The sequence below is a fragment of the Pseudomonas sp. FSL R10-0399 genome (assembly GCF_009600165.1).
GTDB classification, from domain to species: Bacteria; Pseudomonadota; Gammaproteobacteria; order Pseudomonadales; family Pseudomonadaceae; genus Aquipseudomonas; species Aquipseudomonas helleri.
Window position 1 is genome coordinate 1 of sequence record NZ_WIWK01000043.1, and the last position, 13409, is coordinate 13409.

General features: G+C 61.0%; 9 protein-coding genes and 2 pseudogenes. 5 read left to right on the forward strand and 6 right to left on the reverse strand.

The genetic code is table 11. The features are described 5' to 3' along the window. From GHO41_RS14150 to GHO41_RS14170, 5 genes and pseudogenes are all read left to right on the forward strand, one after another. A pseudogene (locus tag GHO41_RS14150) lies at nt 1-329 on the forward strand (bifunctional methylenetetrahydrofolate dehydrogenase/methenyltetrahydrofolate cyclohydrolase); the annotation flags it as partial. Continuing rightward, nucleotides 311-1552 (forward strand): FAD-dependent oxidoreductase, encoded by a 1242-nt coding sequence (locus tag GHO41_RS14155; RefSeq protein WP_153433898.1) that lies wholly within the window; start codon nt 311-313, stop codon nt 1550-1552. The pseudogene GHO41_RS14150 and the gene GHO41_RS14155, both read left to right, overlap by 19 nt. Nucleotides 1553-1565: 13 nt before the next feature. Next, nucleotides 1566-1868, forward strand: a complete 303-nt coding sequence (locus GHO41_RS14160; RefSeq protein WP_153433899.1) for a sarcosine oxidase subunit delta — start codon at nt 1566-1568, stop codon at nt 1866-1868. Then, nucleotides 1865-4762 (forward strand): 2Fe-2S iron-sulfur cluster-binding protein, encoded by a 2898-nt coding sequence (locus tag GHO41_RS14165; RefSeq protein ID WP_153433900.1) that lies wholly within the window; start codon nt 1865-1867, stop codon nt 4760-4762. The genes GHO41_RS14160 and GHO41_RS14165 overlap by 4 nt, the downstream gene beginning before the upstream one ends. A 3-nt stretch (nt 4763-4765) precedes the next feature. After that, the gene (locus tag GHO41_RS14170) at nt 4766-5317 is read left to right on the forward strand and encodes a sarcosine oxidase subunit gamma (protein WP_153433901.1); all 552 of its coding nucleotides are present in this window, start codon (nt 4766-4768) and stop codon (nt 5315-5317) included. Between the two features lie 187 nt (nt 5318-5504). On the opposite strand, the gene GHO41_RS14175 is transcribed toward GHO41_RS14170, so the two are convergent. From GHO41_RS14175 to GHO41_RS14200, 6 genes and pseudogenes are all read right to left on the reverse strand, one after another. Continuing rightward, nucleotides 5505-7103 carry a GMC family oxidoreductase gene (locus GHO41_RS14175; protein ID WP_153433902.1) on the reverse strand — a complete coding sequence of 533 codons (1599 nt, stop codon included), beginning with the start codon at nt 7101-7103 and terminating at the stop codon, nt 5505-5507. Further along, on the reverse strand, nt 7090-7920 hold the full coding sequence (locus tag GHO41_RS14180; RefSeq protein ID WP_153433903.1) for a shikimate dehydrogenase: 831 nt from the start codon (nt 7918-7920) through the stop codon (nt 7090-7092). Before GHO41_RS14180 ends, GHO41_RS14175 begins: the two co-directional genes overlap by 14 nt. 4 nt (nt 7921-7924) lie before the next feature. After that, complete coding sequence (locus GHO41_RS14185; RefSeq protein ID WP_371928924.1) at nt 7925-9358, reverse strand: aldehyde dehydrogenase family protein; 1434 nt, start codon at nt 9356-9358, stop codon at nt 7925-7927. 422 nt (nt 9359-9780) lie between these two features. Then, nucleotides 9781-10509: a UTRA domain-containing protein gene (locus GHO41_RS14190; protein ID WP_153433904.1), complete on the reverse strand. Its 729-nt coding sequence runs from the start codon at nt 10507-10509 to the stop codon at nt 9781-9783. Next, nucleotides 10499-11099, reverse strand: a pseudogene (pnuC, locus tag GHO41_RS14195) (nicotinamide riboside transporter PnuC). The gene GHO41_RS14190 and the pseudogene pnuC overlap by 11 nt, the downstream one beginning before the upstream one ends. 48 nt (nt 11100-11147) lie before the next feature. Further along, on the reverse strand, nt 11148-13370 hold the full coding sequence (locus GHO41_RS14200; RefSeq protein WP_153433905.1) for a TonB-dependent siderophore receptor: 2223 nt from the start codon (nt 13368-13370) through the stop codon (nt 11148-11150). Nucleotides 13371-13409: the final 39 nt, after the last annotated feature.

Below are 13409 nucleotides of genomic sequence, written 5' to 3' on the forward strand. Positions count from 1 at the left end.
GCCAGGACCCGCAAGCGCTGTGCCGCCAGGCCGACATTGTGATCGCCGCCGTGGGCCGCCCGCGCCTGATCGACGCCGATTGGCTCAAGCCCGGCGCCGTGGTGATTGATGTCGGCATCAACCGCATCGATGACAACGGTCGCAGCCGCCTGGTCGGTGATGTGGATTTTGACAGCGCACTGACCCGCGTCGCGGCCATCACCCCGGTGCCCGGCGGTGTCGGCCCGATGACTATCGCTTTTCTGATGAAAAACACCGTGACCGCCGCCCTTAACCAATCTCAGGCGCAACGCAGCCTGTCGGAGGCCGTATGCCCTTCAATCTCTTGAAATACGGGCTGAGTTCGGAGTACCCGGTAGAGGTCGACTTACCGCCGCCCAAGGCGCTCAAACCTAGCTATGACGTGGTCATCATCGGCGCGGGCGGGCATGGCCTGGCCACCGCTTATTACCTGTCCAAATACCACGGCATCAGCAATATCGCGGTACTCGAAAAGGCCTATCTGGGGGGCGGCAATACCGCGCGCAACACGGCGGTCATTCGCTCCAACTACCTGACCAGCGAAGGCGTGAAGTTTTACGCCGAGTCAGTGCGGATGTTCCAGTCGCTGTCCAACGAATTCGATTTCAACATCATGTATTCGGAGCGCGGCCAGCTGACGCTGGCCCACACCGATGCCACCGTGCGTTCGTTCCGCCAGCGGGCCGAGGTCAACAAGCACTTTGGCGGACGCAGCGAGATGATTGACCGCCAGCAGATCCGCGAACTGGTACCCACCCTAAACCTTGACCCCGGCCACCTGCCGGTGCTCGCCGGGCTATGGCACATCGACGGCGCCACCGCCCGCCACGATGCCGTGGCCTGGGGTTATGCCAAGCAGGCGGCCAAGCACGGGGTGGAGATTCATCAACTGACCGAGGTTCAGGACCTGGTGATCGAGAACGGCGCGATCACTGCCGTCAAAACCAATCGCGGGACGATCCGCTGCGGTTGCGCCGTGCAGGCCATTGCCGGGCACAGCTCGCTGCTGATGGCCAAAGCCGGGATCCGCTCGCCGATTCAGACCTTCCCGTTGCAAGCCATGGTCACGCAACCTTTCAAGCCGTTTCTCGACCCGCTGGTGAGTTCGTCGGCACTGCACTGTTACGTACAGCAAACCAGCCGTGGCGAAGTGGTGTTCGGCGGCGGCTCCGACCCCTACCCGCTGTACAACACCCGCTCGACCCTGGACTTGAAAGAAAGCCTGCTGGCCCACGCCATCGAGATGTTCCCTTTTTTGGCCAACGCCAAACTGATGCGCCAGTGGGCCGGGAGCACCGACATGACCCCCGACTACAGCCCGATCATGGGCTTGTCGCCGGTAAAAAATTACTACCTCGACGCCGGTTGGGGCACGTGGGGCTTCAAGGCCACGCCCATCTGCGGCAAGACCATGGCCGAGCTGGTTGCCAGCGGCGGCAAGGTGCCCGAACTGATCAAACCGTTCGCCCTCGAACGTTTTTCAACCTTCCAGCAAGTCAACGAAATGGGCGCCACGGCGGCCAGCCACTGACCCGGAGCACGCAATGAAAATCATGATGTGCCCGCTCAACGGGCCGCGCAATATCAGTGAGTTCACCTACGGCGGCGAGTTCAAGGTCATGCCAGACCCGACCACCTGCAGCGATGGCGTATGGGCCGATTACGTGTTCAACAGCGAAAACCTCGCCGGGGTGGTGCGCGAATGGTGGATGCACACGCCGTCCAGCTACTGGTTTATCGCCGAGCGCCACACCGTTAGCGATGAAGTACTGCGCACCTTCGACCCCAAAGAGCTGTTTACCCGCCGTGTCGAGTTCAGCACCGCCGCCAAGGAGATTGCAGGATGAACCGCCTCCCCGCCCCGATGGGCCTGCTGATCGACCGTCATCAGCCGCTGGACTTCACCTTCGATGGTGAGCGCTACCCAGGCCTGCAAGGTGACAGCGTTGCCAGTGCGCTGCTGGCCAACGGCCGGTTTCTGCTGTCCCGTTCGTTCAAATACCATCGCCCCCGTGGCCCGTTGACCATGGCCGGGCAAGACGCCAACAGCCTGGTGCAACTGCCCAAAGAACCCAACGTGCTGGCCGACGCCTGCCCGCTGACGTCCGGTTTGCAGGTCAGCGCGCAAAACGTCAACGGCAGCCTGGACCAAGACCGCGACGCCTGGCTGGGCAAGTTTTCCAAATTCATGCCGGTGGGGTTCTACTACCGCTCGTTCTACAAGCCCAAGGGCATGTGGAAGCTCTGGGAGCCGATGATTCGCAAAAAAGCCGGGCTGGGTGTGCTCGATCTGAACTTCACTCCCGAGTACTACGACAAGGCGTATTTATTCACGGATCTGGCGGTGATCGGCGCCGGGCCTGCCGGTTTGCAAGCCGCGTTGACGGCCGCCAATGCCGGGGCCAAGGTGCTGCTGATCGAGCAGCAAGCGGTGCTCGGTGGCTCACTGACCTATGCCCGCTTCGACATTGAAGGCATTCAGGCCAACGCTGTGCGCCATTCGCTGCTGGCGCAAGTGGTGCAGCACGCCAATATTAAAGTGCTCACCGAGGCGACCTGTAACGCCTGGTTCACCGACAACTACCTGCCGGTGATTCAGGGCAAACGCCTGTACAAGGTGCGGGCCAGCCAATGCCTGGTGTGCAGCGGGTCGTTCGATCAGCCGGTGATCTTTCGCAACAACGACCTGCCGGGGGTGATGCTGAGCAGTGCCGCCCAACGCCTGATGAAACTCTATGCGGTCAAGCCCGGCCAACGTGCCGTGGTACTGACCGGCAATGACGACGGGTATCTGGCCGCGCTGGATTTGCATGAGCAAGGCGTGGAGGTTGCATCGCTGATCGACCTGCGGGCCGCGCCGGGCAATCAGGCGCTGCGTGAAGCCTTGCTGCAACGCAAAATCCCGTGCCTGAACAACAGCACCGTGTACGAAGCCCTGCACGAAAAAGGCATGCGCCACGTGACCGGGGTCGAGGTGCGCACCATCCTCGCCCAGGGCCGCGTGGCCGACAGCGGCAAACGTCTGGACTGCGATCTGTTGTGCATGTCGGCAGGCTATATGCCGGTCTATCAACTGCTGTGCCAGGCGGGCGGCAAACTGGCCTATGACGACCAGCGCGCCGAGTTCACCCTCAGCGGGCTGCCGCAAAACTTGCAGGTTGCCGGGTCCGTCAATGGCCGCCACTTACTCGACAACGTACTCACCGACGGCGCCCGTGCCGGTGCTGCTGCGGCACGGGCACTCGGCCTGAGCGCAGATGCAGCCCCTGAACGGTGGCGGGCAGAAACGGCAGTCAACTTCAGCTGGCCGATTTTCCCGCACCCCAAGGGCAAAGACTTCGTCGACTTTGACGAAGACCTGCAAGTGGCCGACATCGTCAACGCCACGCGCATCGGCTATCGCGACGTGCAACTGGTCAAACGCTACTCCACCGTGGGCATGGGCCCGTCCCAAGGCCGCCACTCGGCACTGCCCACCGCACGCCTGGTGGCGTGGGCGACACAACGCAACATCAGTGAAACCGGGGTCACCACCGCGCGGCCGCCGTTTGTGGCAGAAAAACTCGCCCATGTGGCCGGTCGCGCGTTTGACCCGTATCGCCAAACACCCATGCACATCCGCCATGTGCAGGCAGGCGCGAAAATGATGCCGGCCGGTATCTGGCAACGCCCGGCCTACTACGGCGCGGCCAAAGACCGCGAAGCCTGCATGCAGGCCGAAGCCCTGCACGTGCGCAACAAGGTCGGCATTATTGACGTGTCGACCCTGGGCGGCCTCGATGTGCGCGGCCCGGATGCGGCGGAGCTGTTGAACCGCCTGTACACCTTTGCCTTCATCAAGCAGCCCGTGGGCCGCTCGCGCTATGCGCTGATGACCAACGAGCACGGGGTGGTGATTGATGATGGCGTGTGCGCACGCTTTGCCGAGCAACACTTTTACGTCACCGCCACCACCAGCGGCGTAGACCGCATTTACCAGCAGATGCTGAAGTGGAACGCGCAATGGCGTCTGGACGTCGACATCAACAACGTGACCGCCGCCATTTGCGCGGTCAACGTGGCCGGGCCGGACTCACGCAAAGTCCTCGAACTGCTCTGTTCTGACCTCGATTTAAGTGCCAGTGCCTTCCCGTATCTGGGCGTGCGCCAAGGCACGGTAGCCGGGATTGCAGCGCGCTTGCTGCGGGTCGGTTTTGTCGGCGAGCTGGGGTATGAGATCCACGTTCCGGCCCGTCACGGGCTGGCGCTCTGGGATGCCCTGATCAGCGCCGGCAAAGCATTTGATATTCGACCGTTTGGCGTTGAAACCCAGCGCTTGCTGCGCCTTGAGAAAGGCCACGTAATCATCAGCCAGGACACCGACGGCATGACCCACCCGGCAGAAATCGACATGGGCTGGGCGGTGAGTCGCAACAAACCCTTCTTCGTCGGGCGGCGCTCGGTGGACATCCTCGAGGCCCAACCGCTCAAGCGCAAACTGGTGGGCTTCAGCTTGCCCAAAGACAGCGCGCAACCGCTTGAAGGGCATTTGGTGCTTAACGGCCCGGACATCAGCGGCAGCGTCACCTCCTGTGAATACTCCGCCAGCCTGGGCAAGATCATTGGCCTGGCCTACGCGGGCATCAACCAGAGCACGCCGGGACAACGCATCCCGATCCGTGTTGAAGGGGGTATGACCGTTCAGGCCGAGGTTGTCGCCCTGCCCTTCTTTGACCCTGAAAACCAGCGCCAGGAGCTTTGACCCATGACCAGCCTGAGACAACAGCAAGTGCCCTTGATTGGCTGTGCCCTGAGCGACTTGACCGACCTGCCCCGGGTCGGCTTTCGCGGGGCTGACAGCGCCGACTACCTGCGCGGCCGCGGCTTCGAACTGCCGACCGCCCCCAACCGCGCCATCACCCAACCTGACGGCAGCCTGGTGGTACGGCTTTCACAGACTGAATACCTGCTGATCGCCAGCCACCTGCAAGACGAACGCATTGCCGACGAAGAAGCACGCTGGGAGATGGACCATCAAGCCAACTACCTGCTGCCGCGCCAGGACAGCCACGGCTGTTTCCAGCTCAGTGGCGAGCACCTGAGCGCGATCATGGCCAAGCTCTGCGGCGTCGACCTGAGTGCCGAAGCTTTCGGGTTTGGCGCCGTGGCGCAAACCTCGGCGGCGCGTATCAACGTCATCGTCATCAACTCGGGCAGTGCGCAGCAGCCGGCTTTGCACATTTTGTTTGACCGTCCCTCGAAAGCCTATTTCCACGAAGCGCTGGTGGATACGATGCAGGAGTTTATTGGGGGGTAAAAAGGCCTGTAGAGGCTACCGTCCCGTCTTCTACGCAGCGCTGACGCGCATCAAACAGGCCACCGAGTATCTTCAGCATCCCCCAATCGGTTCCCTCTCCTTCGGGAGAGGGCTAGGGAGAGGGGGCTCTTAGATCAAGATCAACAGATCGCGAGACAAGCTCGCTCCAACAGGTGGGTGACGCTTATCAATGCAGCGAAGCCGCTTCCAGAATCAGGTCCGCGCCGCGCTCTGCCACGGCCATGACCGCGCCCTGGATGTTGCCGGAGACCATTGACGGAATCACCGAGGCGTCGACCACACGCAACCCCGTCATGCCCCGTACCCGCAGGGACGAGTCGACCACAGCATCGGCATCTTCGCCCATGCGGCAGGTGGCGATGGGGTGATAGATGGTCTGGCCGTTACGTTGGGCAAACTCAAGCCATTGCTCATCGGTCTGCACGTCAATGCCCGGGCCGGTTTCCAGCTCGACAAAGGCTTGCATGGCAGGCCGCTGCATGATCCGCCGGGCGATTTTCATGCCTTCGATCAGGCTCTGGCGGTCTTCTTCGACGCTTAAGAAGTTCGGCCGAATGGCCGGCATGACCTGCGCGTCAGCTGACTGGATATGGATGCTGCCCTTAGACTTTGGCCGCAACTGGCTAACCCCGATGGTCATGCCAGGGTGCTTGTCGAGAATCCGCTCGGCCGCGTTGGCGTAGCTGGCGTGCACCACAAAGTACTGCACGTCCGGGGTTGGCATCTGCGCCTGGCTTTTGACAAACCCGTGCACCAGCCCGGTACCCAGGGTCAGAATCCCGGTGCGCTGAGTAAAATACTCGAACACCGCCATGCCCAAGCGCCAACCACGGGCCATTTGGTTGAGGGTGATCGCGTTTTTGAGCTTCCAGTTCAGGCGGGTGGCAAAGTGGTCGATGTAGTTTTCACCGACCCCGTCCAACCGGTGTTTGACTGCGATGCCGACTTTTTCGAGGACATCCGGGCGACCGATCCCGGACAACTCAAGGATCTGAGGCGACTGGATCGCCCCGGCACAGAGGATCACGTCTTGCAGTGCGTTGACGGTGATTTCCCGGCCATTCTGGCGGTAAGTGATGCCCGTGCAGCGATTGCCCTTGAGCTCCAAGCGCAACACATGGGCATGGGTTTCAATGGTCAGGTTGGGCCTGCGCCGGGCCGGATTCAGGTAACCGTCAACCACGCTCCAGCGCCGCCCTTGGTGCTGAACCACCTGGTAGTAGCCGAAACCGGTCTGCTGTTCATTGTTGTAGTCGCTGTTGAACGGCTGATTGTCTTGCTTGGCCGCGAGCATGAACGCGTCGGCAATGGGATAGCGCTCGGACACCTGACTGAGGTGCATAGGGCCGTCATGACCACGGCGATGATCGCCCAGCGGGTAGTTTTCGATCTTCTTGAAGTACGGCTTTAGGGTGGTGAAGTTCCAGCCCTTGGCGCCAGCGGCCTCCCAGGCGTCGTAATCACCCGGCTGACCGCGCACGTAGATCATCCCGTTGATCAAGGTCGAGCCACCCAGGCCTTTGCCGCGTGGCACGGCAATTTCGCGGCCCTGGGTGTTCTCTTCGGCCTGGGTCTTGAAACGCCAGTTATAGCGTTTGTCGACCAGCAGTTTGCTGAAGCCTGCCGGAATCGGAATCCAGAAACCCTTGGGTTCACCACCGGCTTCCAACACCAGGACACGGTACTTGCCGGAGGCAGTCAAACGGTTGGCGAGAATGCAGCCTGCGGTGCCGCCGCCGACGATGATGTAATCAAACGCACTCATGACAGGACTCTTTCTTGCTCGACGACATCGCTGCTGCCATCAACTCAATCTGGCAGAGCAGCATAGGCAGCCCTTCATGGATCCGGCAGCCAACTTTTTGCGCCGCCGCCAATAATGGAGTGATGACTGGTTTCATGATGATCTCGGCAACCACTTGATCGGCTGTGAGCAGCGTGACGTCACACGGCAGCGGGTCGCCCTCCTTAAGCCCCAATGACGTACCGTTGACCACCAGGTCGTAGCCTGAAGGGTCGGAGGTTCCGACCGTGACTTGCAGATCAGGAAACGCCTTGGCGAGGCGGTCAACCAGCGACGTGGCTTTCTCGCGACTGCGGTTGGCGATGGTCAGCCAGCCAATCCCGGAGGCAGCCAGGGCAAAAGCGATGGCATTGGCCGCCCCGCCTGCGCCCGCCAGGTACACCGCGCGGCCTTCAAGTTCGATACCCGCCTGCCGCAAGCCGCTGACGAAGCCTTCGCCATCAAGGATTTCACCGTGCAATTTGCCGTCGCAGGAACGGGTCACGACGTTCACCGCACCCACCAGGCGCGCGGCCTCGGAAACGCTGTCGCACAGATCAACAATGGCGGTTTTGTGCGGCACCGTGACGATAAAACCGTCAAGGCTCTTGATACCGCGCAAGCCGTTAACCACCCGCTCAAGGTCGGACGGTGATACATGAAACGGCACCAGCACCTGGTCCAGCCCCATCGAGGAAAACAGCCGGTTCATGGCTTGCGGGGTCTGTACGTGGTGGATCGGGTCGGCAAGGATGGCGAAGACCCGTGTCGTGCCGCTGATTTGAGTGATGTCAGTCATTGCTTCAGGCCAGGGTGTAGGCGGTTTTTACGCCTGTATAAAATTCACGGGCATAGCTGCCCTGCTCTCGTGTGCCGTAACTGGAGGCCTTTCGGCCGCCAAACGGGGCGTGATAGTCGACACCTGCAGTGGCCACATTGACCATCACCATGCCCGCGCCGGAACGTTGCTTGAAGTCAGCGGCGTATTTCAGCGAGGTGGTGCAGATTCCCGAGGACAAGCCGAAATCGGTGTCATTGGCCAACGCAACGGCCTGCTCGTAATCCTTGACCCGGATCACGCTGGCCACTGGGCCAAAGACCTCTTCACGGTTGATGCGCATGTCGTTGGTGGTCTCGGTAATCAGCGCCGGGGACAAGTAAAAACCCGGGGTTGCGCGTTCCAGCCGTTCGCCGCCAAAGACCAGATTGCCGCCCTCGCGGCGCGCAATGTCGATGTACTCGCAGTCCTGCTTGAGTTGCGCCTGGGACACTACCGGGCCCATGTCACAGCCGTCGGCCAGTGCATGGTCGACCCGCAGCCCGGCGAGCCGTTGCTTTACGGCCTCGACAAAGCGGTCGTGGATGCCGTCTTGTACGATCAAGCGGCTGGAAGCGGTACAGCGCTGGCCGGTCGAGAAATACGAACCGGACACCGCGACTTCTACGGCTTGCTGCAAATCGGCGTCATCCAGAATCACCAGCGGGTTTTTACCGCCCATTTCCAGTTGCACCTTGGCGCCCCTTTCCATGCAGGCCAGGCCCACCTGGCGGCCGGTGAAGGTTGAGCCGGTAAAGGTGACGCCGCGCACTTTGCGCGAATTGGCAAAAACGTCACCCACTTTTGAACCCGGCCCCATGACCAGGTTAAACACCCCGGCCGGTAGCGCCCCGGCCCGCACAATGATTTCGGCCAGTGCCCAGGCACTGCCCGGCACCAGATCTGCGGGTTTGAAGACCACGGTGTTGCCGAACGCCAGCGCGGGGGCGATCTTCCAGGCCGGGATCGCGATCGGGAAGTTCCACGGCGTAATGATCCCGATCACCCCTTCAGGCTCGCGGCGTACATCCACTTCGACGCCAGGGCGAATGGAAGGCAAACGCTCACCTGACATTCGCAAGGCTTCACCGGCGAAAAACTTGAACACGCGCCCGGCCCGCACCACTTCCCCGACGCCTTCGGCGAGGGTTTTGCCCTCTTCACGGGCGAGCAAGCGCCCGAGTTCTTCACGACGCGCGAGGACCTCGCTGCCGATACGGTCCAGCGCGTCACTGCGTTGTTCTGCGGTAAATTTTGCCCATGCGGCCTGCGCATCAAACGCCGCTTCAACCGCCGCTTGCGCCTGCGTGGCATCAGCCCGCGCATACTCGCCGATTACATCGTTGGTGTCTGACGGATTGATGTTTACGTTCACATCAACGCCGGTAACCCACTCTCCGCCTATATAGTTTTTATTCACGCGTAGTGCTCCAGCGAGGGAATAAACACGTTCCAGGTTCACTATGGGTGTGCTGCCCTGAAGGCAGCCGAACGCCTTGACCATGACGCAGGGCGCCAGCTTTTAGGGGGCGAAATACCCTGGAAAATGCAGTCAATCGCTATTAAGAAGGTGATGGCAAAAACATACGCTGAAGCCCGGACAGCGTCTATGAATTGGCTATGACGGGGGTTCATACCCGCTGTGCCAGGACGGCACAGGGCTATTGGTTTGCTGCCATCGTCTTCGACGCCGCGCTGTCGCGCAATAAACAGGCCACCGAATATCTTCAGCATCCCCCAATCGGTTCCCTCTCCTTCGGGAGAGGGCTAGGGTGAGGGGGCTCTTAGATCAAGATCAAAAGATCGCGAGGCAAGCTCGCTCCTACAGAAGCCTGTTTACGGTTAACCCGGATAGCGGGTTTCCATGACCACGGACAAGGCGTCCGGGCGCCAAAACTCCTGGTCAAACTCAACCGGCTGGCCGGCTTCACCAAAGTTCAGACGTTCGAGGTACAAGCTGCTGGAACCGACACTAAGTTGCAGCAGTTCGGCCTGATGCTCGTCTACGGTGCCGGTGTGCATGGCCAGTTCGCAGCGCGACTGGATACGGCCAAAACGCTCTCGCAGCACCGTGGTCAGAGAGGTGTTGAGGTCAGCCTCAAGCAACCCCGGGCACCAACTGGCGACCAGTGCGTTGAATTCCAGGAGTACCGGGCGCCGATCCACCCAGCGCCGCCGTTGCAAATAAAACATCGGTTCGTCAGCCGATGCCAAGCCCATCCGCCGTGCCAGCCAACTGCCCGCCGGGCGCAGTTCGGCGTGCAGGCATTCGGTTAATGGCGTACGTCCTTGGGCGGCAACGTAGTCCATAAAGCCGGTGATGCGCGTCGGGTCGTAGCGAATACGTTGGGGGCTGACGAACCAGCCCCGGCGGTTTTCCCGGTATACCACCCCTTCGGCTTCGAGTTGCTGCAACGCTTGGCGCAATGTCACGCGGGTACAGCCAAAACGCTCGGCCATCTCACGTTCGGACGGAAATTTGTGGTCGGCGCGAGGCGTCCCGCTGGCGACGTCAGCGGCAATTTCGTCACGAATACGCAAGTAATGAGGGGACACGGGATCAAATGGCATTGGCACATCCACGGGCTTGGGTCTGCGCTTCCTGACTCAGCAGGTCACGCTTCCAGCTACGGTAGCCATAGAACGCCAGCAGCACAAACCCGGCGTAAAGGCCTGCCGTCAGTTGCAGGTCTTTGCTCAAGTACATGCCCACGTAGACAACGTCCAGGGCTATCCATAACGCCCAGCTGGCCACGTATTTACGCGCTGCCCAGACGCTGGCGACCAAACTGAACGCCGTCAAGCAAGCGTCCAGCCAAGGCACAGCGGCATCGGTAAAACTGGACATCAGGCCGCCCAGCAGCACAGTGCCGATAACACCGGCAATCGCGCCCAGTACGGCATCGCGTAACGGCAGTCGCGCCACGTGCACTTTGCCGTGATCCAGCCCGCCCTGGCTCCAGCGCCACCAGCCGTAACCTTGCAGAAAGGCAAAGATGATTTGCAGCAAGGTGTCGGAATACAGCTTGGCGTCGAAAAAAATTCCACGCATACAACAACACGGCCACGACACTGACCGGCCAGCACCAGCGGATGCGCTGGGTGGTCAGCCAGACTCCGAGGACATTGATCAGCACGGCGACGATTTCCAGATTTGACATTCTTGCGCCCTCAATAAAGTGGTGCAGCACGCAGGGGTGCTGCCCGAATCAGAAGTTCACCGTGGCGGACAATCGCGCGGTTCGCGGCGCACCCTGGAATACGTAGTCGTCGCCCATGTAGGCCCCCACGTCACGCCAGTAGCGTTTGTCGAACAGGTTGTCGACGGTCAGGCGAAACACTGTGTCGTAACCTTCGATACGGGTGCTGTAGCGGCTGCCGACATCGAACACGGTGTAACCGGCGGCTTTGACGCTGCCCTGCTGATTGGCATATTTGCTGGCACTGTATTGCCCGCCGCCCAGCAAGGCCAACCCCGGCATCCCCGGGATGCTGTAGTCAGCGTGCAGGCTGGCGCGCAGGTTCGGGACATTGATGGCTTGATGCCCATCATAGGCGTCGGTGCCGCTGTCGCTGACCCGGGCGCGGATGGCGGCAACACTGGCGGCGATTTGCAGGTTAGTGCTCACGTAGCCATTGGCCGATAACTCGATCCCGGTGTTTTTCTGCTTGCCCTGCTGCACGAAGGTGAAGGTGCCGTCGCCGTTAGACTTGTTGTACTGGTAGTCCTGGCTGATCTGGAACAGCGCGGCAGTCAGGCTCAGGTTTTGCCAGTCGTGCTTGACCCCTAGCTCGATTTGGCGCGAGGTGGTGGGCGCGAGGATTTCACTGGCATTGGTGCTGAACCAGGCCGCCTGGCCGCCCAGTGACAAACCCTTGCTGTAGCTGAGGTACACCGAGGTATCCAGCCATGGCTTGTAGATCAAAGCCGCTTGCGGCAAAAACTCCGAGCGTTGGGTATGTCGATTGGTCGACCCGTCGCTGTCATAGGCTTTTTCGTCGAGGCGAATCTGCCGCCCGCCGAGCACGGTTTGCCACTGCTCGTTGAAACTGATGCGGTCGGTCACGAACACGCCGTATTGGCGGCTGTCGAGATGGCGGTAAGTGTGGCCCGGGGTGCCGTCATACGGCTCCAGCGGTTCAGGGGTGGAGCCAATCGTGCCGGAACCGATCATCTGGTTGAACTCAGGGCGGCTGTCGAGCACCCGGCGAAATGCGCTGCTGCCCACCGTCAGTTCGTGCTTGAGCGAACCGGTGTCGAACTGGCCGCTGAGTGCCAGTTGCGCCTCATCATTGCGCCGCGTGTCATCGGGGTTGCGGTAGTCATAAATGTCGTAGTTGCCTTCAGGGCTGAAAGTGTTCGGCACGGCGGCGTCGGCGCAACTGGCCGAGCCGTAGCAGCCCCAGGCGAAGGTGCTGTAGTCATCAATCACCACCCGGCTGCGCGAGGCGCTGAAGCTGGCTTTCCAGTTCTCGTTGAAGCGGTACTCGTACAAACCGTCCATGTTCAACGAGTTGATGGTCACCGGTTTCGACCAGCTTTGATAAGCCAGCAGATCGTGTGGGTTGACGTGATGGGGCAGCTCAGTGCCGCCCAGCAACTGATAGCCCGGCACCGAACGCTGTTGACGGCGCTGGTACTCGGCATTCAGTTGCAACGTGCTGTTGGGGTCGATGTTCCAGTCCAGCGCCAGCGAGGCAAAATCGCGCTTGCCGTCGGCATGGTCGACATAGGAATGGATGTCTTCATGGGCCAAGTTGGTGCGGATACCCACCTGCTGCTCGCTGCCGAACCAGCCACCCAAATCAGTTGCCAAATAGCTACCGCCCTGATCGGTGGTCGATACCGTCACCGAGCGCACATTTTCCGGGCGTTTGGTCACGTAGTTGACCAGGCCGCCAGGCTCGGACACGCCACTTTGCAGGCCCGCCAGGCCTTTGAGCACTTCGACCTGCTGCTTGTTTTCCAGGCCGACGTTTTGCTCGCCGGTGATGGTGCGCCCATTAATCTTGTAGCTGCTGGCCGAATTCAGGGAGAAGCCGCGCACCTCAAAGTTTTCGTAATAACCAATCGGCGCATAGCTTTCGCCCACGGAGGCATCATTGCGCAGCACTTCGCTGAGCAGGCGCGCTTGCTGATCCTTGATCTGCTGATCGGTGATCACGCTGATTGCCGCGGGCGTGTCGAGCAGAGGCGCCGAGTCAAAGCCGCCGACCGAGGCCGAGGTGGCCTGATAACCGCTGTCGTGCTCGCCGACTACGGTTACGGCGTCCAGTTGAACGCTATTGGATGAAGCCGCCGGGCTGTCGGCCCATGCCCCTGCCGGCAGCAAGGTTGTGCCCACACCACAGGCCATCAATATGCCGGCGCGTAACAGATTTGGCGAAAACCGAGGGAGGGATAACTCGGCAGTTCGATACAACATGACCATGAAAGCTCCTTAACGGGCACCGCCGTCACCGGCGCTATT

Bases quoted from the DNA above. Each gene is read 5' to 3' on its own strand.
- GHO41_RS14190 (WP_153433904.1), bottom strand. From the start codon at position 10,509: ATGCCATTTGATCCCGTGTCCCCTCATTACTTGCGTATTCGTGACGAA.
- GHO41_RS14180 (WP_153433903.1), bottom strand. From the start codon at position 7,920: ATGACTGACATCACTCAAATCAGCGGCACGACACGGGTCTTCGCCATC.
- GHO41_RS14165 (WP_153433900.1), top strand. From the start codon at position 1,865: ATGAACCGCCTCCCCGCCCCGATGGGCCTGCTGATCGACCGTCATCAG.
- GHO41_RS14155 (WP_153433898.1), top strand. From the start codon at position 311: ATGCCCTTCAATCTCTTGAAATACGGGCTGAGTTCGGAGTACCCGGTA.
- GHO41_RS14160 (WP_153433899.1), top strand. From the start codon at position 1,566: ATGAAAATCATGATGTGCCCGCTCAACGGGCCGCGCAATATCAGTGAG.
- GHO41_RS14175 (WP_153433902.1), bottom strand. From the start codon at position 7,103: ATGAGTGCGTTTGATTACATCATCGTCGGCGGCGGCACCGCAGGCTGC.
- GHO41_RS14170 (WP_153433901.1), top strand. From the start codon at position 4,766: ATGACCAGCCTGAGACAACAGCAAGTGCCCTTGATTGGCTGTGCCCTG.
- GHO41_RS14200 (WP_153433905.1), bottom strand. From the start codon at position 13,370: ATGGTCATGTTGTATCGAACTGCCGAGTTATCCCTCCCTCGGTTTTCG.